The sequence below is a fragment of the Ewingella sp. CoE-038-23 genome, assembly GCF_040419245.1.
Lineage (GTDB): Bacteria > Pseudomonadota > Gammaproteobacteria > Enterobacterales > Enterobacteriaceae > Ewingella > Ewingella allii.
Window position 1 is genome coordinate 2,770,995 of record NZ_JAZHOH010000001.1, and the last position, 25,842, is coordinate 2,796,836.

20 protein-coding genes are annotated in these 25,842 nt (G+C 55.8%); 9 read left to right on the top strand and 11 right to left on the bottom strand.

The window, feature by feature from the left end:
• Positions 1-61 precede the first annotated feature (61 nt).
• A complete protein-coding gene (locus V2154_RS13065; RefSeq protein WP_353502609.1) occupies positions 62-535 on the bottom strand; it encodes a DUF805 domain-containing protein in 474 nt (157 codons plus the stop codon).
• Between the two features lie 219 nt (positions 536-754).
• Here V2154_RS13065 and V2154_RS13070 point away from each other — a divergent pair, with 219 nt between their 5' ends.
• From V2154_RS13070 to fbpC, 7 genes are all read left to right on the top strand, one after another.
• Positions 755-1,723 (top strand): D-2-hydroxyacid dehydrogenase family protein, encoded by a 969-nt coding sequence (locus tag V2154_RS13070; protein ID WP_353502610.1) that lies wholly within the window; start codon positions 755-757, stop codon positions 1,721-1,723.
• A gap of 133 nt (positions 1,724-1,856) precedes the next feature.
• Entirely contained in the window at positions 1,857-2,480 is a 624-nt protein-coding gene (locus tag V2154_RS13075) for a response regulator (RefSeq protein WP_353503995.1), read from the top strand.
• Complete coding sequence (locus V2154_RS13080) at positions 2,480-4,009, top strand: MASE1 domain-containing sensor histidine kinase (protein ID WP_353502611.1); 1,530 nt, start codon at positions 2,480-2,482, stop codon at positions 4,007-4,009. Before V2154_RS13075 ends, V2154_RS13080 begins: the two co-directional genes overlap by 1 nt.
• Before the next feature lie 89 nt (positions 4,010-4,098).
• Entirely contained in the window at positions 4,099-5,409 is a 1,311-nt protein-coding gene (gene uhpC, locus V2154_RS13085) for an MFS transporter family glucose-6-phosphate receptor UhpC (RefSeq protein WP_034791557.1), read from the top strand.
• Positions 5,410-5,451: 42 nt separating this feature from the next.
• Positions 5,452-6,507 carry an ABC transporter substrate-binding protein gene (locus tag V2154_RS13090; protein WP_353502612.1) on the top strand — a complete coding sequence of 352 codons (1,056 nt, stop codon included), beginning with the start codon at positions 5,452-5,454 and terminating at the stop codon, positions 6,505-6,507.
• Between the two features lie 205 nt (positions 6,508-6,712).
• Positions 6,713-8,791 (top strand): ABC transporter permease, encoded by a 2,079-nt coding sequence (locus V2154_RS13095; RefSeq protein ID WP_353502613.1) that lies wholly within the window; start codon positions 6,713-6,715, stop codon positions 8,789-8,791.
• A 17-nt stretch (positions 8,792-8,808) separates the two neighbouring features.
• Complete coding sequence (gene fbpC / locus V2154_RS13100; RefSeq protein ID WP_353502614.1) at positions 8,809-9,888, top strand: ferric ABC transporter ATP-binding protein; 1,080 nt, start codon at positions 8,809-8,811, stop codon at positions 9,886-9,888.
• 11 nt (positions 9,889-9,899) lie between these two features.
• Here the strand turns inward: fbpC and V2154_RS13105 are convergent, their stop codons facing one another.
• The 4 genes from V2154_RS13105 to V2154_RS13120 form a co-directional block, all read right to left on the bottom strand.
• A complete protein-coding gene (locus V2154_RS13105; protein ID WP_353502615.1) occupies positions 9,900-10,580 on the bottom strand; it encodes an energy transducer TonB in 681 nt (226 codons plus the stop codon).
• Positions 10,581-10,605: 25 nt separating this feature from the next.
• Positions 10,606-12,450 carry a Fe(3+)-hydroxamate ABC transporter permease FhuB gene (gene fhuB, locus V2154_RS13110; RefSeq protein ID WP_353502616.1) on the bottom strand — a complete coding sequence of 615 codons (1,845 nt, stop codon included), beginning with the start codon at positions 12,448-12,450 and terminating at the stop codon, positions 10,606-10,608.
• Positions 12,451-12,648: 198 nt separating this feature from the next.
• Entirely contained in the window at positions 12,649-13,533 is an 885-nt protein-coding gene (locus V2154_RS13115; RefSeq protein ID WP_353502617.1) for an ABC transporter substrate-binding protein, read from the bottom strand.
• Positions 13,534-13,535: 2 nt separating this feature from the next.
• On the bottom strand, positions 13,536-15,614 hold the full coding sequence (locus V2154_RS13120; protein ID WP_353502618.1) for a TonB-dependent siderophore receptor: 2,079 nt from the start codon (positions 15,612-15,614) through the stop codon (positions 13,536-13,538).
• A 221-nt stretch (positions 15,615-15,835) separates the two neighbouring features.
• Here V2154_RS13120 and V2154_RS13125 point away from each other — a divergent pair, with 221 nt between their 5' ends.
• Both V2154_RS13125 and V2154_RS13130 read left to right on the top strand, forming a co-directional pair.
• Entirely contained in the window at positions 15,836-16,621 is a 786-nt protein-coding gene (locus tag V2154_RS13125; RefSeq protein ID WP_353503996.1) for an AraC family transcriptional regulator, read from the top strand.
• Between the two features lie 198 nt (positions 16,622-16,819).
• The gene (locus tag V2154_RS13130; protein WP_353502619.1) at positions 16,820-18,085 is read left to right on the top strand and encodes an MFS transporter; all 1,266 of its coding nucleotides are present in this window, start codon (positions 16,820-16,822) and stop codon (positions 18,083-18,085) included.
• Positions 18,086-18,160: 75 nt separating this feature from the next.
• Here V2154_RS13130 and tmaR read toward each other — a convergent pair whose 3' ends face one another.
• From tmaR to V2154_RS13160, 6 genes are all read right to left on the bottom strand, one after another.
• Positions 18,161-18,493, bottom strand: coding sequence for a PTS system regulator TmaR (gene tmaR / locus V2154_RS13135; RefSeq protein ID WP_034791570.1), 333 nt, complete (start codon positions 18,491-18,493; stop codon positions 18,161-18,163).
• Positions 18,494-18,637: 144 nt separating this feature from the next.
• The gene (locus tag V2154_RS13140) at positions 18,638-19,735 is read right to left on the bottom strand and encodes an FUSC family protein (protein ID WP_034791571.1); all 1,098 of its coding nucleotides are present in this window, start codon (positions 19,733-19,735) and stop codon (positions 18,638-18,640) included.
• A gap of 360 nt (positions 19,736-20,095) precedes the next feature.
• A complete protein-coding gene (locus V2154_RS13145) occupies positions 20,096-20,368 on the bottom strand; it encodes a hypothetical protein (RefSeq protein ID WP_353502620.1) in 273 nt (90 codons plus the stop codon).
• Between the two features lie 113 nt (positions 20,369-20,481).
• Entirely contained in the window at positions 20,482-21,651 is a 1,170-nt protein-coding gene (locus tag V2154_RS13150) for a tail fiber domain-containing protein (protein WP_353502621.1), read from the bottom strand.
• A 57-nt stretch (positions 21,652-21,708) separates the two neighbouring features.
• Positions 21,709-22,374 (bottom strand): hypothetical protein, encoded by a 666-nt coding sequence (locus tag V2154_RS13155; RefSeq protein WP_353502622.1) that lies wholly within the window; start codon positions 22,372-22,374, stop codon positions 21,709-21,711.
• A 313-nt stretch (positions 22,375-22,687) separates the two neighbouring features.
• Entirely contained in the window at positions 22,688-25,834 is a 3,147-nt protein-coding gene (locus V2154_RS13160; RefSeq protein ID WP_353502623.1) for a TipJ family phage tail tip protein, read from the bottom strand.
• Positions 25,835-25,842 lie beyond the last annotated feature (8 nt).

Consider the following 25,842-nt stretch of genomic DNA (forward strand, 5'->3'; position numbering starts at 1 on the left):
GAGGCAATCAGCACATAAAAAGGGGCCAAATCTGGCCCCTTCGCTTTTGCAAAAATGCGATTTATGGCGTGACCAACGCGGGTTCCGCCAGCGGCGCTGCCGTTTTCTTGCAGCACAAATACAGGACATAAATCAGTGGGATCCACGCCAGCGTGCCCAGCGTCAGCTTGGCGTAGACATACACCTGCGGCGAGGCGAAGTGCTGCAAGATAGTATTAATCAGCCGCAGTGCCAGTTGGATCAGATAAAGCATACCGAACCACCAGCCGGAACGATTGATGTCATGCATGCGACGGATGCCCACGGCCATAATCGGCACAATCACCGCCAGCAAAAATATCCACTGCGCCAGGCTGCCGTAGAAGATGGCGTTCGTCACCCCCACCAGCGTGGTGATGATGGCAACCGAGAAGCCCAACAGCACGGAAATCAGCATGCTGCCGAGCAAGAATACCCAAAACTCTTTTCTGGTTGAGCGACCACTAAAATCAACGTAGCGCTTCCAACCCTGTAAATAACATTGCCAGACCGTCATTCCTGACTCCTCTCCCCATTAATTATTACTATTATTTATTGATATAAGTGTTAACTCTGTTTTCGCTTCATTCTTTACCGCAACTTCCTCTCTGAGGGAAGCATTGCCTGTAATAACCGGCATTTTTGTGCCCATCCTTAGATGTTGGCTGGAATTATTTAGGTGGGGTGTTATATATCCTTTACTCGCTAATGAATCTTTTCCGCTAAGGATCGTCCGATGTCCGCCAAAATTCGCTGTGCCATTCTTGATGATTACCAAAACGTTGCCCTCACCTACGCCGATTGGTCTTCGCTGGACGATAAAGTCGATACCCAAGTGATTAACCAGCACATTGCTGATGAAGAAATGCTGGTGAAAACCCTCGCCGACGCCGAAATTGTGGTCATCATGCGCGAACGCACGCCTTTTACCGCCGCGCTGTTTGCCCGCCTGCCTAAGCTCAAATTGCTGATCACCTCAGGGATGCGTAATGCCTCCGTTGATCTTGAGGCGGCGAAACTGCACGGCGTCACGGTATGCGGCACTGGCAGCGGCGGCAGCGCACCGACGGAGCTGACCTGGGGGCTGATCCTCGGTTTGGCCCGCCATCTGGTCACCGAAAATAACGCCCTGCGCGACAACGGCACGTGGCAGAGCACCGTCGGACTAGGCCTAAGCGGCAAGCGTCTGGGCCTAATTGGACTGGGTAAAATTGGCCAGCAGATGGCCAAGATAGGCCACGCCTTTGGCATGAAAGTGGTGGCCTGGAGCCAAAACCTCACCGCCGAGCACGCGGCTAAACACAGCGTGGAGCTGGCGGCCAGCAAAGAAGCCCTATTGGCCACCAGCGACGTGGTATCGATTCATCTGGTGCTCAGCGATCGCAGCCGGGGACTGGTGGATGCCGCCGATCTGGCGCTGATGAAACCTTCCGCCCTGCTGATCAACACCTCGCGCGCCGCCATTGTTGACCAACCGGCGCTGATTGCCGCACTGCAACAGGGCAAAATCGGCGGCGCGGGACTGGACGTGTTTGACGTCGAGCCGCTCCCCGCCGAGCACCCTTTCCGCTCGCTGCCTAACGTGCTGGCGACGCCGCATATTGGCTATGTCTCAGACGACAATTACCGCATCTATTTCAGCGAAGCGGTCGAAAATATCGAATCATTCTTAGCGGGAAACCCAGTCAGAGTGCTGTCGATTTAACGATTACTCAGGATGGGTGAGCGAATTCTTAAATCAAATTCCGTTACCCACCCTGCATTTCCACATCTGCCAGTTGCCAGCGGCAAGCATTCATGACCATTATGTAAATTCCATTTACATTCAGTTACTCCAGATGATTAACGTTGCCCTAATTGATGACCACGTGGTAGTCCGCTCCGGCTTTGCTCAGTTGCTGGGGCTGGAATCTGACATCAAAATTGTCGGTCAGTACGCGTCGGCGGCTAACGCCTGGTCGTCGCTGCTGAAGATGAACATTGACGTGGCGGTGATGGATATCGCAATGCCAGATGAAAGTGGGCTAAGCCTGCTGAGCCGCCTGCGCCAGCAGCGGCCCAATTTCCGCGCCATTATTTTGAGCATTTACGACACCACCGCCTTCGTGCAAAGCGCGCTGGACGCCGGGGCCAGTGGCTATCTGACCAAGCGCTGCGGGCCAGAGGAGCTGGTGCAGGCCGTGCGCACCGTCCACGCCGGTGGCCGCTATCTCTGCTCCGACGCCCTGCTGGCGCTGCGCCAAAGTCAGCAAACGCCCAAGGCGCTGCAATCCCTCACGCCCCGCGAGCGCGAGATTTTCGACCTGCTGGTTAACGGGCTGAGCGTCAAGGCGATAGCCGAACAGCTGGAGCTAAGCCACAAAACCGTGCACGTTCACCGCGCCAACATCCTCGGCAAACTCCAGTGCGACACCACCATCGAACTGGTGCATTTTGCCATTCAGCACAGCCTGCTTGCCTAATGAGAAAGCTCGGTCTCACCCTTTTTCTGGCGATTTTCTACAGCCTCTGCTGGCTGGCGCTCTGGTCGATCAGCTTCTATCTGACCCAAAACGGCCAGCAGGCGATGTTGTTGCTGCCGCAGGGCTTGCGACTGGCGCTGATGACGCTACTGTCGCGGCGCTACTGGCCCGCCATGCTGCTCTCAGAGGCGGCAATTGGCGTCTGGCTGCACAGCGAACAGCTGCAAACCCACTGGATCATGCTGCTGTCGCCCCTGCTCAGCTTAATCCCCGCCGCGCTGGTGCAGCATCTGTGGCGGCGCTTTACCCTCTATTGGCAGCGGCTGTTGCTGCTACTCGGGGCAGTGGCGGGCAATAGCCTGTTGCAGATGGCGGTGCCGGGTTTATGGCTGAGCGCGACGCTGAGCCAAACCCTGCTGGCCTCCTTCACCGGCGGGATTTTGCTGACGCCTTTTATCTATCTGATTTACGAATATCTTAAACAGCAGCATCTGCAAAACCTGCTGGCGCAGGAGATCCCCGACCCGCCGCTGCGCACCTCGCTGCTGATTTGGTGCTCGTTGTTCTTCGCCCTCGCCGTTTGCCTGCAAATGAGTCTGGCCCCGGAGGTCGAGCGGCTGCTGATCATTTTGGTGTTTCTGCCCAACGTGGTGATGGCCTACGCCTTCGGCTGGCAGGGGGGCGTGCTGGCGGCGGTGCTTGGCAGCCTGATGATCACCGTCACCCGGCAGATGAGCGGCGCGTTTCACGATTTGCTCGAGCTGGAGCTGTTCCTCTCCACCCAGGCGCTGCTCGGCATTGGCTTGGGAATAGCCATCAGCCGCCAGCAGCAGCTGGCGTCGCATCTTAATCGCTACCGTTTGCAGCTAGAACAGGAGCTGGACACCCGCCGCCAGCTCACCGAGCGGCTGGTGCATACCGAAGAGGCGGTGCGCAAAGAGATTGCCCGCGAACTGCATGATGAGATCGGCCAGAACATCACTGCCATTCAGATTCAGGCCATGCTGGTGGACAGGAGCCCGCACGGCCCGGCCACCCACAGCGCGGCGAAGCAGATTGGCGAGCTGTCGCAGCGCATTCACCACACCACCCGCCAGCTGCTGCGCCAGCTGCGCCCGCCGGTGCTAGACGAGATGTCGCTGGATAAAGCCCTGCATCATCTGGCCAACGAGTTCGCCTTCTCCGAACAGGGTATCGACTTTCACCTCGACTATCGGCTGCCGGAGCTGCCTCGCGACGAAACCCTAACCTTCACGCTCTATCGGCTGGTGCAGGAGCTGCTCAACAACATCAGCAAACACGCCGAGGCCACGCAGGTGCGCATCTGCCTGACCGAGCAGCACCCAATGCTGGTGCTGGAAGTCAGCGACAACGGCAAGGGCTTTGCTCATCCCGTCAAAGAAGGGTTTGGCCTGCGCGGTATTGAGGAGCGAGTGCGCGCCTTGGGCGGCGAATGGCTGCTCGAACAGCGCAACGGCACCCACATAATTGTTAAGTTGCCCACAGATTTGCAAAGAACTCCCCCCTGACTAGGAATAATTCCTAGTCATCTAAAACCTTGTCTCATCCGCTGCAAAAATCACCTGCCTACACTCGGCGCATAAGGTTGGAGTAAACGATGTCCCAGATGTCAGCCTCACTTGTCGACAAAAACTATCGCTATTGGCGAGTTCACCTGCTGCTGTCGATGGTGATTGGCTACGCCGCGTTCTACCTGACGCGCAAAAGCGTCAATTTCGCGATGCCGGTGATGCAACTGGAACTTGGCCTGACCAAAGGCGACATCGGCCTGCTCGGCACGCTGTTTTATCTGGCTTATGGCAGCTCGAAATTTGTTTCGGGGATTTATAGCGATAAGACCGGCGCGCGCTGGTTTATGGGTGTCGGCCTGCTGATGACCGGGGTGCTGAATATCCTGTTCGCCTTCTGCCATTCGCTGACCGCGCTGCTGGTGGTCTGGACGCTAAACGGGTTCTTTCAAGGCTGGGGCTGGCCACCGTGCGCCCGATTGCTGACCCACTGGTATTCGCGCAATGAGCGCGGTTTCTGGTGGGGATGCTGGAACACCTCGATCAATATCGGCGGCGCGGCGGTGCCCCTGCTGTCCGGGCTTTTGGCCTCGATGTGGGGCTGGCAGGCGGCGCTGCTAGTGCCTGGCGTGGTGGCAATAGTGATTGGATTATGGCTGTGCCGCCAGCTGTGCGGCACGCCGCAACAGCAAGGTTTGCCGACGGTGGGCGCGTGGCGACGCGACCCGCTGGAGCTGCGGCAGGAGCAGCAAAGTCCGCCGATGAGCATGACGCAAATTCTGCGCCAGACCATTTTGCAGAACCGCACCATCTGGCTGCTCGGCGTCTCTTACGTGCTGGTCTACCTGATCCGCATCGCGCTAAATGACTGGGGCAATATCTGGCTGGCGGAGAATCACGGCGTCAATCTGCTGAGCGCCAACGCCACGCTGTCGCTGTTCGAGCTGGGCGGACTGCTCGGCGCGTTGTTCGCCGGATGGGGTTCCGACCTGCTGTTTCGCGGCCAGCGCGCCCCAATGATTTTGCTGTTTTCGCTCGGGCTGTTCGTCACGGTCACCGCCCTGTGGCTGGCGCCGGTCCACCACTTCGGCCTGTTGGCCCTGAGCTTTTTCAGTATCGGATTTTTTGTTTTCGGCCCGCAGATGCTGATCGGGCTGGCAGCAACGGAGTATTCACACAAAGACGCTGCGGGCACGGTGACCGGCTTTCTCGGGCTGTTTGCCTACCTCGGTGCCGCACTGGCGGGTTGGCCGCTGGCGGTGGTGATGCAGCATTACGGTTGGTCCGGCTTCTTCGCCGTGCTGACGCTGGCTTCGGCCTGCGTTGGGTTACTGCTGATGCCGATGATGATGGCGGGTATCAGTAAGCGCGAACTGAGCGCCGCGCCGCCGGACATATAACAAGGTTCTGTCCCACAACATAAGAAGAAAAGGTAAAACACCATGAAAAAACATCCCTCTCCTACCCTCTACAAATACTCGCTTTTGGCCGCCGCCGTGGCCCTCACCGCCTTCACCGGCGCGGCTCAAGCCAAGGGCCGCCTGGTGGTGTATTGCAGCGCCACCAACGCCATGTGTGAAGAAGAAACCAAAGCCTTCGGCGAGAAGTACGACGTGAAGACCTCGTTTATCCGCAACGGCTCCGGCAGCACGCTGGCAAAAGTCGAAGCGGAGAAAAAGAACCCGCAGGCTGACGTCTGGTACGGCGGCACGCTGGATCCGCAATCTCAGGCCGGTGAAATGGACCTGCTGCAAGCCTACAAGTCGCCGAACCTCGAGCAGATCATGCCGAACTTCCGCGACCCGGCGAAGCGCAAAGGCAACTACTCTTCTGCGGTGTACATCGGCATTCTGGGCATAGGGGTGAACACCAATCGCCTGAAAGAGAAAAACCTGCCAGAGCCAAAGTGCTGGAAGGACCTGACCAACCCGATTTATAAAAACGAAATCCAAATCGCCGACCCACAAAGCTCCGGCACGGCCTACACCGCGCTGGCGACCTTCTCCCAGCTGTGGGGCGAGGATCAGGCTTTCGACTACCTGAAACAGCTCAACGGCAACATCTCCCAATACACCAAGTCGGGCATCGCCCCGGCCCGCAATGCCGCCCGTGGTGAAACCGCGATTGGTATCGGCTTCTTGCACGACTACGCGCAGGAGAAAGAGAGCGGCGCGCCGCTGAAGCTGATCTCCCCGTGTGAAGGTTCCGGCTATGAGATTGGCGGTGTCAGCATCCTGAAAGGCGCGCGCAACCTGGACAACGCCAAGCTGTTCGTCGACTGGGCGCTGTCCAAAGACGCGCAGGAGCTGGCGTGGAAGAAAGGTCAGTCCTACCAAATTCTCACCAACACCACGGCTGAAACCTCGCCAAACTCGCTGAAAATGAGTGACCTTAAATTGATCAACTACGACATGGACAAGTACGGCGCGTCCGATATGCGTAAGGCGTTGATCACTAAATGGGTTAACGAAGTGAAGATGGGCAAAGCGACACAATAAGGCCCACGCGATTTATTGAGTGCCTAAAGCGCCTTCTCTTCAGGGGGAAGGCTGGGATGAGGCAGGCAACGCCAGAGATGCCATTTATACCCCAACCCAGCCCTTCCCTTACCAGGGGAGGGAGCAAAACTGCTCTTCTTTTAGAACGAGCAGAGTGGTTCTAACTCAGTTTTTTCTTTCAACACCTAAAATGTGAGGGGACAACATGTCTCATACACTCAGCCTGCCTGATATCCAGCGCCGCGACCCGATTTTCGCGTGGCTGGGGCTTATCCTGCTGGCCTTTGCACTGCTGCCAGCCTGGAGCCTCGACTATGGCTTGCTGGAATCCACCGCGGACGAAATTCTGGCGGCTTACGGCTGGTCGGGGCTGAACGTCAGCCTGCTGTGGCTGCTGTTGCCGATGGTTCTGCTGTTCCGCCCGCGCCACGCGCAGCGGCTGGAAGCTCGCCGTCGCCACCAGTTCGACGCCGCATGGTCAGTGTTCTGCGCGCTGTTTATGATTGTCAGCGCCACCTTAGTCGGGCGCGGCCTTGGCTACGGCAGCATCGGGATTTTCATCGCCCTCGGAGCGGTCTGCACGCTGGCACTGTCACGCCTTGAGTGGCTGGGCGGCGACCGTTTTGTGCTCGGCTCGCTGATTTGCATCATCGCCATGATTGGCGTGTTTATCATCTTCCCGAGCATTGCGATTTTCATCCCAATGTTCACCAACGACGCCGGAGAATTTGCGCCGCTGGCCTTTATGGCCGTGCTCGGCCAGTCGCACATCTTGCAGGTGATTTGGAACTCCTTCCTGCTATCCGTGGCGGTAGGAATTGGCTGTACCTTCTTCGGCTTAGTGCTGGCGATTTACACCACGCGCATTGCCAAGCGTTCGGCGATCATTGGCCGAGTGTTCTCGATTCTGCCGATTGTCACCCCGCCGTTTATCGTCGGACTGGGCGTCACGCTGATGATGGGCCGCTCGGGCTATGTCACTGAATTTATGGCTAACTGGTTTGGGCTGACCAACACTAACTGGCTGTACGGCTTTACCGGGATTTGGCTGGCGCAGGTGTTAGCATTTACGCCGATGGCCTTTATGATCCTCGACGGCGCGATTAAAACCATTCACCCCTCGCTGGAAGAAGCCTCATACACCCTGCGCGCCAGCCGCTGGCAGACCTTCCACCGCGTCTTCCTGCCGCTGCTGAAACCGGCGCTGGCTAACGCCTTCCTGATTGTTATCGTGCAGTCGCTGGCGGACTTCAGTAACCCACTGGTGCTGGGCGGCAACTTCGACGTGCTGGCCACGCAAATCTACTTCTACATTACCGGCGCGCAGCTCGACTATCAGGCCGCCAGCACCCTCGGGGTGATTCTGCTGGTGTTCTCGCTGCTGGTGTTCTGCGTGCAGTACATGTGGATTGGCAAACGCTCCTACGTCACCATTTCTGGCAAAACCTCCCGTGGCGACGTGCAGCCGCTGCCGGTGACGCTGGTGTGGGGCGTGACGCTGCTGCTGGCCATCTGGGTCGCCTTCAATGCCCTACTCTACGGCAGCATTTTCTACGGCAGCTTCACCGTCAACTGGGGCGTGGATTACACCCTGACCTTCGCTAACTTCACCAAGCTGTTTGGTCAAGGCTTTAGCGACGGGGCCTGGCCTTCGCTGCTCGACACCCTGCTCTACGCCGGTATCGCCGCGCCAATTACCGCGCTGTTCGGCCTGCTCATCGCCTACATCGTGGTGCGCCAGCAGTTCCGCGGCAAAAAGACCATCGAGTTCAGCACCATGCTGTGCTTCGCGGTGCCGGGCACCGTGGCGGGTATCTCCTACATTCTGGCCTTTAACAGCGCGCCGGTTTACCTCACCGGAACCGCCGCCATCGTGATCATTTCGATGGTGATGCGTAACGTGCCGGTGGGTATCCGCGCCGGTATCGCCGGGCTGGGCCAGTTGGACAAATCCCTCGACGAAGCCTCGCTCAGCCTGCGCGCTGGCTCGATGCGCACCGTGATGTACATCCTGCTGCCGCTGCTGCGCCCGGCGATTCTGTCGGCGCTGATTTACAGCTTCGTGCGCGCCATTACTACCGTCAGCGCCATTGTTTTCCTCGTGACGCCGGACACCCGCGTCGCCACGGCCTATATCCTTAACCGGGTGGAAGATGGCGAGTACGGGGTGGCTATCGCCTACGGCTCGATTCTTATCGTGGTGATGCTGGCGATCATTTTCATCTTTGACTATCTGGTTGGCGAAGCGCGCATTTCCCGCTCCAAAGCCAAAACCGGCCAATAATTCTGGAGTGAGCTGTTATGACAACGATTCTACAAACCGAGCGCCGCGCGCCGGTTGAAACCACCAAAAGCTTTGTTGAACTGAAAGGTGTCGCCAAGCGTTTTGGAAATAATACCGTGCTGGAAGGCCTGGATCTGGCGATCCCCAAAGGCAAAATGGTTACCCTGCTCGGCCCGTCCGGCTGCGGCAAGACCACCGTGCTGCGTATGGTCGCCGGGCTGGAGAAGCCAACCGAGGGCCGGATTTTCATTGATGGCGAAGACGTGACCGACCGATCCATCCAGCAGCGTGATATCTGCATGGTGTTCCAGTCTTATGCCCTGTTCCCGCACATGTCGCTGGGCGAGAACATTGGCTATGGCCTGAAAATGCTGGGAAGACCTAAGGCGGAAATTCGCGAGCGAGTGCGCGAGGCGCTCTCTCTGGTGGATTTAGAAGGTTTCGAAGATCGCTACGTGGACCAGATTTCCGGCGGCCAGCAGCAGCGCGTGGCGCTGGCCCGCGCCCTGATCCTCAAACCGAAAGTGCTGCTTTTCGATGAGCCGCTGAGTAACCTCGACGCCAACCTGCGCCGCAGCATGCGCGAGAAAATCCGCGAGTTGCAGCAGCAGTTCAACATCACCTCGCTGTACGTCACCCACGATCAGAGCGAGGCGTTTGCCGTATCCGATACCGTGCTGGTGATGAATAAAGGCAAAATTATGCAGATTGGCGCGCCGCAGGAGCTGTATCGCCAGCCCGCGTCGCGCTTTATGGCCAGTTTTATGGGCGACGCCAACGTCTTCCCGGCCGATCTGCATCGCGAAACCGTGGAGATCTTTGGCTACCACATCCCGAAACCGGCGGGCTTTGCCGACGGGCTGCAACAATGCACGGTGGGAGTTCGCCCGGAGGCCATCACGCTGGGCTTGCAGGGCGATGACAGCCAGCGCTGCTTCATCACGCACGTCGCCTACATGGGGCCGCAGTATGAAGTGACGGTGGAGTGGAACGGCCAATCGCTGCTGTTGCAGGTCAACGCTACCCAGCTCCAGCCGAGCGCCGGGGACCAGTTCTACCTGCAAATCCACCCTTACGGCATGTTCGTTTTAGTCTAAGAAAGCCGCCGTTAGCCCTCCAGCGCGAAAACTAACGGTACAATCACTTGGGCGGCCACCGGCTGGTCGCCCTGCTTCGCCGCAATAAACTTCCAACGCTTCACTGCCGCCACGGCAGCCTCGTCGAGGCGCGGATAGCCACTCGACTGGCTGACCGCCACCGACGCCGCCAGCCCGTTGGCGCTGACTTCCACCCGTAATCTCACCGTACCCTGCTCGTGCAGCTTTTTCGACAAACGGGGGTAGTCCGGCGCGGGGTTATTTAAGTAAGCCGCACTGAACTGCGGCGGCGTCACTACTTTGCTGGCCGCCGGGGCTTTGCTGAGGGCCGGAGCCTTGGGCGCAGTGGCGGGTTGCGCCTCGTGCTGCGGTTGGGGTTTTGGCGGGTGTTTCGGCTTCTCGTCATGCACCGGGCGCGGCTTGGGCTTTTCCGCCTTCGGCAGGCTTATGGCCGCCTTCTCCACCACCGGCGGCGGCGTTTTTTCTACCGGTTTAACCGGCTCTGGCGGCGTGGGGATAGGCTCTGGCTCATGCTGAGGCTCTGGGGCCAGTTGCACCATTTCGACCGCCATCAGCGGCGCGTTAATCTCAGCAACTTGCGGCGGGTTCATACGCAGAAACAGCAGCAGCCCGAGATGCAACAGCAGGACCACCGCTGCAATAATCAGCATTTTCAGGCCGCGTTTCGGCATGGGAGAATCTCCGGAAAAGGCGGATTCAGCTAACATGCTGCCGCCGATAAAGCAGGACGGCCAGCCACGGGCCGCCGAGTAGCGTTGCCATTAACCCGGCGGGTAACTGGCGTGGATAGAGGAGATTGCGGCTCAGCCAGTCAGCAAAAATCATCAACAGCGCCGCAATCATCACCGCTAGCAGCAGCTGGGCCAGCGGGCGTCGCGCCCCAAGCTGACGGGCGATGTGCGGGCCGAGCAGGCCAATAAACGACAGCGGCCCGACAATCAGCGTCGCAACGCCGGTCATCAGCGCCGCCAGCGCCATGACCGTCAGGCGGGCGCGCTGGGTGCGTAAACCCAGCGAGTGCGGCACCGACTCCAGCGGCAACAGCAGCAGGTAGCGCCGCACCAGCGGTGTAAACAGCAATAGAAGCAGCGCCAGAGCCAGCGCGGCGACGGCCATCGGCGTGGTGACGTAGTAGGTCGAGCCGGTCATCAGTTGGCGCAGCATGTTGGCCGCCATGCCGTTGTTGGTCATCACCACTCCCGCTACTGACTGGAAAATCGCGGTGATCGCCAAACCACTGAGCAGCACGCGCTGTGGGGTAAATCGCCCCTGTCGCGCCGTCCACAGAGTCAGTAAAAGTGTGATAAACGCGCCGACCGCGCTGCTCAGCATCATGCCCGCAATCCCGGCTGTTGGGATAATCAGCAGCATCAGCGTAATACCCAGCGACGCCCCCGCGCCAATCCCCAGCAGCTCAGGGCTAGCCATCGGGTTGGCGGTCACTCGCTGAATAATCACCCCGGCCGCCGCCAGCAGCACCCCGGCTGACATCGCGGCAATCATCCGTGGCAGACGGAATGGCAGCAGCGCCAGCACGTCGTGCCACGCGTCCCAGTGCCAGCCGTGCAGCGTGCGCCCCACCGCCAGCGACAGCACAATGCTCGCCACCAGCAGCAACAGCACCAGACCAAAGCGCGGCTTGAGAATACGTGCCTGACTTTGCGCCACCGTCTCCTTAATAGCTTGCAGCGAAATACTGCGGATGCGCGGCAGATACCACAGCAGTAGCGGGCCTCCGGCCAGCGCGGTCATCATGCCGGTCGGCAGCAGCATGCCGTTAATCCCCGTCAGTCGACTGACGCCCTGATCGGTCAGCCACAGCAAGCCTCCGCCAATCAGCGGCGACCAAAGCAGCCGTTGGCGCAGCTTGTGCGCTCCTGCCAGCGCCGCCAGATGCGGAGCCGCCAGCCCGATAAAGCCAATCACCCCGACGGCGCTGATAACCAAGCTGCTGATCGCCAGTGCGCAGAGGATAACCACGCTGCGCACCGCCACCGGCGACATGCCGAGGGAGCGCGTGACCTGCTCATTCAGCGCCATCAGGCCGAGCGGCCGCAACATCAGTAGCACCGGCACCACGCAAATCGCCAGACGCGGCAGCAGCCAGAACAGCGTCTGGCTGTTCTCCTGCACCAGCGAACCGCCGCCCCAGATGAAAATCGCCGCCAGCGACTGGTCGTAAATAATCGATAAAAGCAGAGAAACTGAGCCGCAATAGAGATTCACCAGCATCCCGGCGAGGATCAGCGCCAGTGGCGAAAACGCCTGCCGCGACGCGAGTACAAACACCAGTAGCATGGCCACCAGCGAGCCGCCCATGGCAAACCATTCGCGGCCCCACGCCAGCCACGCCGGAGCCGCCAAGCTGACCATAGTCAGGGCCAACGTTGCGCCGGACGCCACGCCGAGAGTCATGGGTTCTGCCAGCGGGTTGCGCAGCGCCTGCTGCATCACCACGCCGGTAAAGGCCAAGGCCATGCCGCAAAGAACCGCCATCCACTGGCGCGGTAGCCATCCACTGGCGCGGTAGCCACATGTCATGGGCAATAATCGGCTTGGCCCCCGCCAACAGGCTATCGGCGTGCCAAAGCTGGCTCCACTGGGCCACCGGCAACAGCTGTGAAAGCTGCTGCACGCTGAGCAGCAGCGCAGCGAGATAGAGCAAAATACACAGCCACAGCGGCGAATTTTTTAGTAAAGAGGTGGCGGGATGCGCCGGGCTTGTCAGCGGGATTTGGCTCATGCGCGACCTCGCTGTTGCAGGCCTAGCGCCAGAGATTCAGCAAAGCGCACGGCGGTGATCAGTGCGCCATTTTGCGGCAAGCCGTCAGGCAAGGTGATGCAGTTTTCCGGCTGCAAAAGCGGCAGGCTGCGCCACAGCGCCGAGCCGGTAATGTCGCTGATATCAGGCTGCGGATAGGAAGGCAGCAGCACCACGCGGCCACGGCCTCCGGCGGCGAGCAGGTCCACAGAGGTCATGGCGAGACCCTGCGCGCTGGTCGCCAACTGGCTGGCATTTTTCAGGCCGAGGCGTGTCAGCACGTCATCAAACAGGCTGCCTTTGCCAAACAGGTACAGATGCAAAATCTCCAGCGGATGGGCCAGATAGAGCGGCGTGTCGGCGAAAGGCTGAACCGCCAGCCGCGCTTTGTCCATCCGCGCATTCACGGCGGCGATGATCTGCTCGGCTCGCTCAGGTTGCCCCAGCGCGCCCGCCATTTGGCGCAAATTAGCCTGCGCCTGCTCGAGCGGAGAACTGCTGTAAGTGTTGAGCACCAACAGCGGCGCAATCTGCTCCAGTTGGGCTTTCGCCATCAGATGGCCGGGCGTCACCAGCAGCAGCGTCGGACGCAGTTCGCGCAGGGTTTCAAAATTGGGTTGGAATAGCAGGCCCACGTCAGCGACGTCGGCAGGCAGCGCGGGTTCGCCATACAGGCGGCGATACCACTGTGGCGCGGCCACGCCGACCGGCACCACGCCGAGCGCCAGCGCCATTTCGGTCAGGCCCCAGTCGAGGATCACCCAGCGCGGCGCGGGTCCTCCGGCGGCCAAGCTACAGAGAGGGGAAAGCCCCGAGCTTGCGCTCAGGGCCAGTGCGAGTTGCAGAAACTGACGACGATTCATGCTTACCACTGATAGCTCAGGGTCGCCAGATATTGGCGGCGCAGGCCGAAGTGACAGCCATTGTCCTGACAGTAGTTCAGGTACTGCTTGTCGGTCAGGTTTTGCACATTAAGCGCCAGTTGCCACGACTGCCAGCGGTAGCGCGCAACGGCGTCGAACACAGTGACCGCCGGGACTTTCAGGCTGTTTTGGCTGGTGGCATAACTGGTGCCGACATAGCGCGCGCCGCCGCCAAGGGTGACACCATCAAGCATGCCCGGCAGCGCGTATTCGGTCCATACCGCCGCCGTCTGGCGCGGAATGCCCACCGGATCCTTGCCCTGATTGCCAGTATTCGACGCCGTGACTTCCGGGTCGGTATAGGCATAGGAGCTGCTCACCAGCCATCGCGAGGTGATATTGGCTTTGGCTTCCAGCTCAAGGCCGCGCGAACGAATTTCGCCAGTCTGCACCGAGAAGTTCGGGTGATCCAAGTCCGCCGTCAGTACGTTTTGCTGGGTCAGGTCATACAGCGCCGCGGTGAATAAGGCGTCGAAGCTTTTCGGCTGGTATTTGATCCCCACTTCCGACTGCTTGCCCTTAGTTGGGCGGAAAACATCGCCGCTGAAGGTGGTTCCGGCCTGCGGCTGGAATGAGGTGGCGTAGCTGACATAAGGCGCGATGCCGCTGTCGAACAGATACATCAGCCCGGCGCGGCCGGTGGTGGCGTAGTCGGTTTGCTCTTTACGCGTGTCGTTATCCAGATCGTTGCTGTGGCTTTCAGCCTTGTCGTAGCGCCCGCCGAGGTTCAGCAGCCACTGATTCCACTTCATCTGGTCTTGGGTATAGAAGCCGGTTTGCGACATATACAGCCGCGAATGGTCTGTCAGCGCCGGGGTCTGCACCGGCGTGCTGTAATCCGGGTTGAGGTAGTTAAGGTCAGAGGCATCTCCGTAGCCGCTGTTTTGCGTCAAGTCGTCATGCACGTAATCCACGCCGAACAGCATGTCGTGATCCACCGGGCCGGTGTCGAACTTGGCCTGCAAATGGGTATCAACGTCGAAGTCTTTTAACTTCTCATTAATGTGCATGCTGTAGCGATGCACCTCCGGCGCGTTGGCAACCACGCCAAACGGATAAACCATGGTGTAGTCGCTGCGGGTCTGCATGTAGCGCAGGTTCTGGTGCAGGGTCCAGACATCATCGAAATGGTGCATGAACTCATAACCCACGCTCTCCTGCGAACGGCTATAGCTGTCGAAGCCCGGCTGACCACCGTAGAAGTTGTCAGAGATTTTGCCATTCGGGTTATTCACCAGCGTGCCTTGGACCGGCAATTGGTTGAAGAAACCGGCGTCCGGGTCTTTGCGGAACTGGCTGAGGAAGGTCAGGCTGGTGTTGTCATCGGGCTGCCACGTCAGGGCTGGAGCGATGTCGTAATGTTTATACTTGGTGTAATCCACCTGCGTGTCAGTCTTCGACGCGGTGCCGGTCAAACGCCCGAGCCAGTGCTGATCGTTGTCCAGCGAGCCGGACAGATCCAGCCCGCCTTCGGTCAGATTGTTGTTGCCGGTGGTGACATAGATTTCATGCAGCGGGTCCGCCGTCGGCCTTTTGCTGACCAGATTCACCACCCCGCCCGGACTGGCTTGACCATAAAGCACCGAGTTCGGCCCTTTGATCACTTCAATCTTATCCAGCAGGTAGGCGTCGTAGTTCGGGCGCGACCAGTAGGTCACGGTGGGCAAACGCAGCCCGTCGAGGTATTCATCGGCGTTGAAACCGCGAATGATGATGGTGTCGAAGCGGGTATCAGCCCCGCCCGCTTCCGACTGCACGCCACCCAGATAGCGCAATGCCTGCGACACGTTCTGCGCACCCTGCGCGGCGATCTGCGCCTGCGTCACCACTGACACGCTCTGCGACGTTTCAATCAGTGGCCGGTCAATTTTGGTCGCGCCGCTGGCTTTCTTGGCGACAAAATTGGTGCTTTCGTCACTGTCCGCCGTCGAGGAAACCGTCACTGAAGGCAGCACCGTGGTCGCGGCAGCGCTGGTCTGATTTTGTGCTGCGGCCTGCACTTGTCCTGCAATCAATGTCATCAACAGCGCCGCGCTGAGCGGTTTAAGCCTAAACCCGAATTTACCCTGCATGTGTGTCCCCGAAAATAAAACAATGACTCAATAATGAGGATACAAATGATAATCATTAAGTTTTAATTGAACAGAGGACGGGATAGAATGCTTGCGATGTTTGTTCGGGAAATAGCGCGAAACAGACAGAATTCGGCGAATTTAACGCAATTGATGAGCGATTGTTGGAAATGGACAAAATCTGGCGCAAAGGTTACGGGGTGGAGATACCACCAGCGGCCCCGCAGTTAGTGGCCCGCAGTCATTTTTACAGCAATCAGTCTCGCGAGAACTGGCATTCTCACTCCGCCGCGCAGCTGCTGTTTTGCACCCAAGGCGTGATACGCGTCCTGACCCCGCAAGCCTCGTGGACCCTCGGCCCGATGCGCGCTATCTGGCTGCCGTCGGACTGCCAGCACGAGCTGCACGCCCTTGGCGACATCACCACTTTCAGCCTTTATCTCGACCCGCATACCGCAAGCTCATTGTGGTTAAAATGCCGCACTTTGCAAGTTAGCCCTCTGCTCAACGAGCTGGTGCAGGCACTGCTGGTCGGGCAGTCTGCCACGCCGCCGAATGTCGCCCGCATTGCTCTTATCTCCCCGCTATTGCTCGACGAGTTGCGTCAGGCGCAGAACAGCACGGTGTGTAATTTGCCGCTGCCGACCGACCGCCGCCTGCGCAATATCTGCGAACTGATGCTGGCGACGCCGGAAAACAATGACACGCTGGAGCTGTGGGGTAACAAGGTGGGAGCCAGTTCGCGCACCCTCGCCCGGCTGTTCCGCGAGCAGACCGGGCTGACTTTCGCCCAGTGGCGCCAGCAACTAAGGCTGGCTGAAGCCGTAGGCCAGCTGGCTCAGGGCCAGACGGTGATGGCTATCGCCAACCAGTTGGGCTATCACAGCCCCAGCGCCTTTATCTCGATGTTCAAGAAGTCGCTGGGAGACACGCCGCAGCGCTACCTGCGCGCGTGAGCCTTCAGAACCTTTTATCCGTCACTCAGTAAAAATGAGTATTAAGCGTTTTTAACCGTTCGTGATATTTAACTATTCGTGATAAAAATATTCATTCGAATAGTTACCCCGCTATTAATACCAATAATTATTGTCTGGTCATCGGCAGGATTTTCCCTTTGCCGCTGTCAGCAAAATAGTGATTTTCAGGAACTGATCATGCCCCCACACCCCGAAAACTCGGCGTCGTTACTGCAACACCGCTCTTTTGTCGCCTTCTGGATAGCCCGCGCGGGTTCCAGCTTTGGGTTCCAAATCTTATCAATCGTGGTCAGTTGGCAGATCTATTCGATCACTGGCCGCGCCTTAGATCTCGGCCTCATCGGCCTCGCGCAGTTCTTGCCGTCGGTGACGCTGGCACTGGTGGCGGGCCACGTCGCGGATCAGTTTGACCGTCGGCGCATTGTGCTGCTGGGGCAAATTGTCGAATGGCTGGCAATTGCCACGCTGGCCGGGCTGGCCATTACCCAGAACATCAATGAAATCAGTATTCTTGGGCTAATTTTTCTTATTTCGACCGCGCGCGCCATGGAAGCGCCTTCGATGCAGTCCATGTTGCCCGCGCTGGTGCCGCCATCCATGCTGGCACGCGCCATGGCTGCCAACGCGGTGGCTGGGCAAGCGGCGGCCATGGTTGGCCCGGCAATTGGCGGTTTTTTGTATATTGCCGGTTCGGGTGCCGCCTACGCGGTATGCGCCGCGCTGTATCTGCTGTCGATTGTGATGGTCAGCCGCTTACAGTATGAGCAGGCACAGCCGAAGCGCGTTCCAGCCACCTTCGCCACGCTGTTTGCCGGTATTCGCTTTATTCGCAATCGCAAAGACGTGCTGGGCGTGATTTCCCTCGACCTGTTCGCCGTACTGCTCGGCGGCGCCACCGCGCTGTTGCCAATCTTCGCCAAAGATATTCTGCACACCGGCCCTTGGGGGCTTGGCCTGCTGCGCGGCGCGCCGGCGGTGGGTGGGCTGCTGGTCGGCTTCTGGCTTAGCCGCCGGGCGATGACCCGCAACGTCGGCATGATTATGTTTATGTCAGTGGCCGGTTTTGGTGTGGCAACCCTGATATTTGCCCTGTCGAGCACCCTGTGGCTGTCAATTATTGCCCTGTTCTTCCTCGGCGGATTCGACATGGTGAGCATGGTTATTCGCGGCGCACTGGTGCAGCTCGATACGCCGGACGACATGCGCGGGCGCGTCAGCGCGGTAAACTCGATATTTATCAACACCTCAAATCAGCTGGGCGAATTTGAATCCGGGCTGTTGGCCGCCTGGCTGGGGGCCGTTCCCGCCGCCGCGCTCGGCGGCGTGGGTACTATTATCGTGGTCGGCCTGTGGATGGCATGGTTCCCCAGCCTGCGTAAAAGGCAAAAGCTGGAGAATGAGAAGCCAGAAGAAAGCTCGGTAGCCCAGCCTGCTTCGGTCTGATTCAGCCTTCAATACAAAGCAAAAGGCCCTGTCATTAATGACAGGGCCTTGTTTATTTGGCGCTTTTACAGCGGCTTATTTGCTTTCGTTGGCTTTGATTTCGCCCATCGCTTTCAGCTTTTTAGACATCTCGCGGCGTTCTTTTGACAGGTCAGCATTACGGATGATGTAGTCATCAACGCGATCTTCATAGTCGCCGCGCATGCTGGCAATAATCGCCTGAATTTCGTCGATGCTCATACCCTGTTTGATGTAATCGCTCAGGTTGTCGAGCAGCAACACACGTTTCTGGTTATCACGGATTTTCTTTTCGTTATCAGCAATTTCGCGTTGCAGTTTGTTCTTGCGGCGGAAAATTCGTACGAACTCCAGTACGTCATGGAAACTCGGCTTGTTGATATTGTCCATTTTAACACCTTCGATTAAGTTACACAGATTCAGTGACTGACTGCCCGGAACGTAGGTTACAGCGTAGCAGGAAAAGCCTGCGCGTTCAGAACGAAAGTCCAATTGCTTTATCTTACCCGTTTTCATGGGCAGACAAAAATGCCATCACGCTTTCTCCAGCGGATTGGCGGGAATTTGCACCTCTTCCTTGCGCATGGTCATGGTTATCAGATCCCCCAACGCCTGCAATTGCTCGGCAACCTGCATGCTCAGCCACACATAGCCGTAGATTGGCGCTTCCAAGTGCTGGCTGGCGTTCATCTCTTGCATAAGCTGTTTCAGCTCTTCCACTGACTCATTCAACTGATGATTCAGCGCGCCTTCATCACCTTTCGTGCCATTGAGCAGCATATCACTGAGCTTTTCCAGCGAGTCGAGCATCAGCAACTGCGCGCTGCGCAAGCTGCGGGCATTGAGCATCAGGTAGTGGCTTTCGCGGGAACTCCAGTAGGCATCTGCCAGTAATTCCAGCGTACACAACAGGTTGCGGCTCAGGGTCTGAATGGCGTCAAAGACTTCGCGCGGGATATGCGACTCTTTACTGGCTGGCGCAAACAGGGCGCGCATCTTCACCATCTGGTTCATGGATTTTTTCAGCTTGCCTTCCAGATGGGGCCTTTCCAGCATGTTCGGCGACAGCCAGGCGCTGTAAAGCTTATTCAGCGAGGTCAGGTAATCCGCCATCTGCATGCGCCAGTGAATAAAGGCGCGCTGCGGGTAGATACTGGCGAAGAACAGCGCCAGCAAGGAGCCGAACACCACGTCCCCCGAACGCCACAGCGCGGTGTGCATGTCCCCCGGCCCCGCGCCGCAGACCACCGCCAGCGTTACGCCGATCAGCAACGCCATGTAGGGCCGCTTGCCGAGGGTCAGATAGCCACTGACGAACATCACCACGCCGCACCACATCAGCATTAAAGGCAGAGAATAAAGTTCGAGCCAAAGCGCAATCAGCCCGGACGCCGAGCCAAAAACCGTGCCCGCAATGCGCTCCGCCACGCGCTGTAACACATTGCCCCAGAAGGAGATCGGCCCCATCACCACCACTAAGGTGATCAACGGCCAGGTGCCTTCGGGGATCTCCGTCAGGCGCACAATCAGGAACGTCAGAATGAACGCCAGCGCGATCCGCAGTGCGTGCGTGATGCGGTAATTGCTATAAATCACGTTATCCAGCGGCGAGATTTTCTTGTCCAGACGCATGCGGTGCCCATTCAAAAAGCGGAAGAATCAATGGCGGGTAGTTTAGCCGAGTTGTGGTGGGGGATCACTGCGGTTTTACTGGGGTTGAATCAAACTTTAGTCGAATATCCAGCACATGCCGAAGCTTGACAGATTTCCCCATGACATCTGGCCGTCGAATGGTATCCTTAACGGCTGTTTGCTATGCCGCAACATCACTTTTCGCCGCGATTAAGGGTCAATTCCGCAATGTCAGACAAGCCGCAAAAAACCTTCTATTTTCATGATTACAGACATTGCCACTTAACTTGATGATTTATATTGGGTGTTGGAGCGCCAACTTCCATGTATGTACGCATTTATGTACGCAGACCGTAATTCTCACCCACTCACTAGCTTGAAATCATCAAGGCTATCGTCAAACACATCCCTGCCCTCCATGGCCCGCCGAATCGAAAACCAATACTCAATCCCCTGGCCAAGCGACACCGGATGCTCCAGCGCGAACTGAAAGAAGCCGTCCATAACCACGCCGAACCAGAAACCTCCCCCGTATCGCTTTTCACGCTGAAAGAATACGTACTGGCCCGGCGCGATGTATGCCTCATACTGCCCGCGACAGACGACGATGTAGTGATCTACTTTTCCACCCATGGTAAGCCTCAAGAAAATACTGATTATGCATACAGTATAATCATGCATTTTTTGTGTTGGGAAGTCTGATTTTGAATGATTGCGTTATGATGCTGATCGCTAAAGGAAGAAAACTATGAGGTCTGTTCAGAACTGTTAGTTAGATCGCCGACCTGTTTCTGTAGTGCTTCAATCATTGCCTGCTGAGCATGAATAGCACCAGTTAGCTTGGCTATCATAGCCACCTGATCTAATCCGTAAGCGCCTTCAGGATTAAACATATCAAATCCCTCCTGTAATCCTTTACCTGTAACGCAGTCTGGAGACACTTTAACAAGGTCGTTTGCTATAAAGCCAAGCATCTCATTTGATTCTTTGATAACACCTCTTGCGATGTACTTGAACTTTGCAGGAATCCACTCCATGACCTCCTGTAAGTAACCGGATGTTTCTTGATATCCAATGTCTTTTTTTAGGAACTTATCTGAAACTTTTCTTAGTGATATTGAGCCTAAATTTGATGAATCAACATATACCTGTACGTCGCCATCATAGAAAAAGTTCCAGAAATTAACGCCTGTTGCGCCCCCCGTCCCCCGTCTGGATCTGAATGAACCTTGTGAGTCAATCGGGTTTACTGAGAAAATGCCGGTTGAAGAAATTGAGGCTATATCTGTTGCGCCATTACTGAAAATTATATTTTTACCGTTAGCTTTTATTGTCGAATCAGCCGACAACGCAACCACCTCAGCGGTGAGAGTACCTTTAAATGTAGGGTTGTTAGTGGGCTGAACGCCTAAATTTTTTCGCGCATCGCCTTCATTCGTCGCTCCAGTTCCGCCCTGATTAATCGGTACAGCGCCGCTGACAAGTGATGCTTTATTCGACATATCATCAGTAAGTTTTTTAAGGCTACTGATGGTTACGGTCTGGCCGTTTGGCGTTGTTAGAGTGACACTCCCCGCACCAGTCATAATCTGTTGCCAACCATCCATTTGACTCTGGTAATAGCTGAGCTGAGCAGATAATCGCCGAGCGAAATCAGGTACCGAATCCGTGTAGAAAGAAGGAATTGCGTATACGGACGCTGATGCGGTCGTGCCAACAAAGTTATCCTTCAGCGTTAACTGGGTGTTGCTGTCTACTCGCAGAATCTCATAAACCTGAACTGTGCCAGCGGCAGGAACAAGTAGCATCTGCCCCGGGCCAATTCCCTGCTTATTGTCACCCCACAAAGTTCCAGTGCCGGTTACTGTCGCGCTGCCATTTGTAACTCTTACCGTTCCGTCTCTATACCAAGCCATATATTCTCCGGGAAATAAAAAACCCGCACTTGGCGGGTTTGATGAAATATTTATAATTCAGAATTTTGACACGTCTATAGCAAATATCTGATCTCTAGAGTTTGCGAAAGATATATTGCTCGCGCCTGTCAGGCTTGACCGCTGCATTGCTCTTATTCGTGTAGTAGACCCGTCAAAATAAGCACAAGTATCTATCGGGGATGATACAGGCCTAGGTAATCCGCCTGTGTTTACTATTCCAGTAATAACACCCATCACTTTAGGCATAACTGCCCACTTGCCGGATACTGTTACGTCGACCAGATAGCCGATATTTGTTCCGCCTATATCGCCGTAACTAGCGGGCGCAGGCATTACCTTCGTTTCGTTTGTCAGTATACACTGCTGGTTGCTGTTCCATATGGCGATCCCGTAAGAAGGTAGTGGCTGAGGTATCACGTAACCGAATATGTATATAGTCACATTCCCAACAGCACCTATGCCTTGAGAAGTCGCATAGCTTAAAACATACCCTCCGTTAATTTTTGACAACCAAAAAATAGTGTTAGTAACACTACCGTGTGCAGCTATCAAAAAAGGACTTGATGCGTTTACAGATAAATTGACAGATCCAGGTGATGAAGGGTTTATGTCTATTTTCTGCACTAAAGATATCGGTGTTGTTTGCGGTGTGGACCATACATTACCGTACTGGTCTACCAATGTTGCCCCAAATTCAGCCATTACGCCCTCACCATGTATACGACTAGCCACGCCTCGTCTGCCGTCATGGTGTTAGCTGAGAAGTCATTGACGGCGTTAGATATGGTCAAAGTGTTTCCGTTGAAGTTTAATTTTCTTCTTTGATCAGAGTAAGCATCGCCTGTTACGGGTGATTGTACAGCCTGCACTCTGAAACCGGGCGGCACGGTGTAGGCCCATGAACCGGACACTTGACCTGCGGATAGATAAACATGACCAAGTGTCATAACCTGTACGATACCTGTGTTGTTAGGGACGCCATTGGCGTCCCATGTCTGTATCCCGTACACTGCCACTAGAACACTCCTGTCAATCTTCCTATTTGCACCCTAAGAACACCATTACCGTCCTTAACACTTTGTGTTGAGTTGCTTATTTTCATGGCCCCCTCCCCGGCAGTTGATCCATTTAATTCAAATGACCCATCTGCACGCATAATCGTTCCTGATTGCCCCGCAACATAATTTGCAGAATACCAAGAGCCAACCTTTGCAAGAGTGAATGACGCGTAGTCAATGAATGCCTCTTTGATATACGTCTGACCATTTTTAATAACGAATGCTAAATCAAATGAACCATTATTTGGGTTATAAACACCGAAGGTGTCAGCGCTGAATAATGCATATGACTGAATTGCGCCACCACTTCCCTCTACGCCAAGCTGCATTCCCGCGCCATATTTAACGCCGTTGCTGTCAACCTGAACTTTTATACCCCACTGTGCAGATAGCTTCCCGTTCAAATCAGCAACAGCGGTAGAAACCTGCTGAACAGCAGCTGAGTTCTGGCCTGATATTGCCGTTAGCTGCTCAAATTTCTGCGCATATGCTGAATCATTGGTTGCTATTAGGGTAGTAATGCTGAGGAATTCGGCGGTGTTCTGCCCATCAACTACCCGCCTGCGCTGGATGTCAGCATCGTTGGCGATTGCTGTTTCGATGATTGCATCTGTGTTGGTGTCGATTTGGCTTGTGAGATTTTTGAATGCCTCCGAGCCTTTAATTCCCTCGTCAATGTAGTCAATAATTCCGGGGATATCAGATGATGCCTGCCCAGAAACTTCCACGAAGGTAGATACCCCAAAGGCGTTTCTTGTTCTGACATACACGTAGTAGGTTTTATCGGTTTTAAGGTTGTGAAGACTCCACTGATTCCCCCTTCCGAGGAACTGAGCCTGTGTTTCTATCAACGCAGGATTAGTTATCCTCACTTCACCAGAAAACCAAAACTCAAACGTGGTATCAGAGCTTGCCGTAATGCGCATTACCGGAACTATGCCAGCAGAGAGGAATCCCGGCGTCCAGATAACGCTGGATGGCGGCAGAGGTGCGCCAATAACAAGATTGACTTGCGTCTCAGCGCCCTTCATCCCGTTGTCGTTTCTTCCGCGAACCCCAAGGAAATAAACCCCTGCATTCAGACCGTAAAAGTCATAACGGAACTGGTCTGTTTCATACTGAGCAACAACCTTCCCATCTTCAGTGTAAACGTTAAGCTCAAACATCAACTTTCTGGTCGCCGTGGCGGTTTCCCAAGTTGCAGTTACCTGCACGGTTTCAGAATTGGTGTTGATGATCTTAAGGTTCTCAACGTTCGGAACTCGGTAGCCATTCAGAGTGTCAGTTGGTATTTCGAAAACTGCTCCGTTATCAACAACATCCTGTTTGTTTGGATCATGGAAGCCAACGGTAATTGAGTAAACAGAGTTGTTTTCAGTTTCTGAAATGCCAAGAACGCGCCACAATTGGGACTTTACGGCAGAGTTTGAAATGACAAATACGGTTCCATCGCGCACCCATGGCGGAACTGTTTTAAGGGTGATCACCTTCCCGGATACGCTAGCGATTTGATATTTAACCAGCTTGCCAGTACTGCCCATGATGGACATGGTGTCATTCGCTGTCGCAAGTGTGGAAACGTCAGCATCAACCGTTATAACCGCACCTGAGTGCGACATGATTCGTCCACCCAATCTTGCAGCGGTGTAGTTGTTGTCGATGATTTCGACTATATCGCCCGGAGTGAAACCAATTGCGTCGCGAGCCATCTGGAACGTCTGCTGCTTACCCTCTCTTTTGGCAGTTTCAAGCAACCACTTACCTGCCCGCCAAGCTTGTCCCCGAGTGGTACAACCAAACGCCTCAATCGTGGTTTCGTTATACTTTCCACTTGCAACAATCAGTTCATCATCTGCCACATATTCTTTAGCCTGCTGCCAACCATTATTTGGATCGGTCCATGAGACAACCACGGCATTAAAGCGCTCTGATTGCTGAGTGGAGCTACGGGTGAATTTTCCATCAACTACATTGGCATTTGTGATTGCGGCAATCGGGTCCTGCGGTGCGTCAATCATGACGGTAAGGCGCAAGCCATCCCAAAGCGCAATGCCACGGAACATGCCTGCAATCTTATCCAGAAGCTCCCTAGCGCTGGTTTGCTCAGTGATATAAGCGTTTAGGGTTAGGCGTGGCTCTTGCCCACCGTAGCCGTCATCTACAAACTGATCGCAATAGCGCGAAAGAACATAAAGAGAGCCATCATCGACATCGACATAACCAGCAACCTTAGCAAGACCAAAACGGTTATTCTTAACAAGCGCTCTGAAAAGCCATGCCGGATTATTCGTCCAAGCCTGCTTAAATCCGCCAGTCCAAATGCCAGTGTATGTTCGATTGATTGGGTCATAGTTATCAGGAACATCAACTATCAGCCCGCGAAGGTGATAAGTACGGCTTGGGGTATCCGTATACTGGTCGCGGTCGATTACTGCTCCAGCCATCGCTGAGAATGGGTATGAAAGGTTATCGTCTGTAATCTCAACGTAGCTATTCCAGACTGTGCCATTGCTTAACAGGTCGCTGGTGCTATCTGGCGTGATGCGACGAACCCTAACATCAAAAGGTTTGATATCCGGCGCGTCAATAACATGCGCTTCCAGATATGGCCCAGATATCTTGTTTGGCCCGATCGTTACCGTCTTAACGGTCTGGAATGGGCCATTCTGAGTCCTGACATCGATAGCCATGGTCACAGATGTGTTGCTTTGATTGCCCTTGGTGTCCTGCTGGACTAGCGAACTAACACCAATATTCAAGCGAACGCGGGTTACATCCCTGTCAGAAATAGTTCTGACCAATGGCGTGTTGAAGGTCACATCATTATTTACGATAGTCGTGGCTTCAATCGCAGAAAACCCGTTGATAGGGCTTTGAAACTCAGAGCCGGGACGCCACGCCACGCTCACGCCATTCAGGCTTATATCGCCATTGGCATTAGTCACCGGAGTATTGTTGAGCATGAACGATGAAAGGTGATTTTGGTCTACCGGCCCGTAAATTGGCCCCTCACTGATGAGGTCTAAAACTTTGAGGAATTGTTTTGATTTGAGGTTATCATCGATGAGGGTTGGTGTTGAGGCCTTTCCGCCGCCTGAAGACATAATTCACC

Excerpts from the sequence above, each read along its gene's own strand:
- tmaR (WP_034791570.1), bottom strand. The coding sequence starts at position 18,493 with ATGGACAATATCAACAAGCCGAGTTTCCATGACGTACTGGAGTTCGTA.
- V2154_RS13125 (WP_353503996.1), top strand. The coding sequence starts at position 15,836 with ATGGACAAAATCTGGCGCAAAGGTTACGGGGTGGAGATACCACCAGCG.
- V2154_RS13130 (WP_353502619.1), top strand. The coding sequence starts at position 16,820 with ATGCCCCCACACCCCGAAAACTCGGCGTCGTTACTGCAACACCGCTCT.
- V2154_RS13080 (WP_353502611.1), top strand. The coding sequence starts at position 2,480 with ATGAGAAAGCTCGGTCTCACCCTTTTTCTGGCGATTTTCTACAGCCTC.
- V2154_RS13105 (WP_353502615.1), bottom strand. The coding sequence starts at position 10,580 with ATGCCGAAACGCGGCCTGAAAATGCTGATTATTGCAGCGGTGGTCCTG.
- V2154_RS13150 (WP_353502621.1), bottom strand. The coding sequence starts at position 21,651 with ATGGCTTGGTATAGAGACGGAACGGTAAGAGTTACAAATGGCAGCGCG.
- V2154_RS13075 (WP_353503995.1), top strand. The coding sequence starts at position 1,857 with ATGATTAACGTTGCCCTAATTGATGACCACGTGGTAGTCCGCTCCGGC.
- V2154_RS13065 (WP_353502609.1), bottom strand. The coding sequence starts at position 535 with ATGACGGTCTGGCAATGTTATTTACAGGGTTGGAAGCGCTACGTTGAT.
- V2154_RS13120 (WP_353502618.1), bottom strand. The coding sequence starts at position 15,614 with ATGACATTGATTGCAGGACAAGTGCAGGCCGCAGCACAAAATCAGACC.
- uhpC (WP_034791557.1), top strand. The coding sequence starts at position 4,099 with ATGTCCCAGATGTCAGCCTCACTTGTCGACAAAAACTATCGCTATTGG.
- V2154_RS13070 (WP_353502610.1), top strand. The coding sequence starts at position 755 with ATGTCCGCCAAAATTCGCTGTGCCATTCTTGATGATTACCAAAACGTT.
- V2154_RS13140 (WP_034791571.1), bottom strand. The coding sequence starts at position 19,735 with ATGCGTCTGGACAAGAAAATCTCGCCGCTGGATAACGTGATTTATAGC.
- V2154_RS13160 (WP_353502623.1), bottom strand. The coding sequence starts at position 25,834 with ATGTCTTCAGGCGGCGGAAAGGCCTCAACACCAACCCTCATCGATGAT.
- V2154_RS13095 (WP_353502613.1), top strand. The coding sequence starts at position 6,713 with ATGTCTCATACACTCAGCCTGCCTGATATCCAGCGCCGCGACCCGATT.
- V2154_RS13145 (WP_353502620.1), bottom strand. The coding sequence starts at position 20,368 with ATGGGTGGAAAAGTAGATCACTACATCGTCGTCTGTCGCGGGCAGTAT.
- V2154_RS13090 (WP_353502612.1), top strand. The coding sequence starts at position 5,452 with ATGAAAAAACATCCCTCTCCTACCCTCTACAAATACTCGCTTTTGGCC.
- V2154_RS13115 (WP_353502617.1), bottom strand. The coding sequence starts at position 13,533 with ATGAATCGTCGTCAGTTTCTGCAACTCGCACTGGCCCTGAGCGCAAGC.
- fbpC (WP_353502614.1), top strand. The coding sequence starts at position 8,809 with ATGACAACGATTCTACAAACCGAGCGCCGCGCGCCGGTTGAAACCACC.
- V2154_RS13155 (WP_353502622.1), bottom strand. The coding sequence starts at position 22,374 with ATGGCTGAATTTGGGGCAACATTGGTAGACCAGTACGGTAATGTATGG.
- fhuB (WP_353502616.1), bottom strand. The coding sequence starts at position 12,450 with ATGACATGTGGCTACCGCGCCAGTGGATGGCTACCGCGCCAGTGGATG.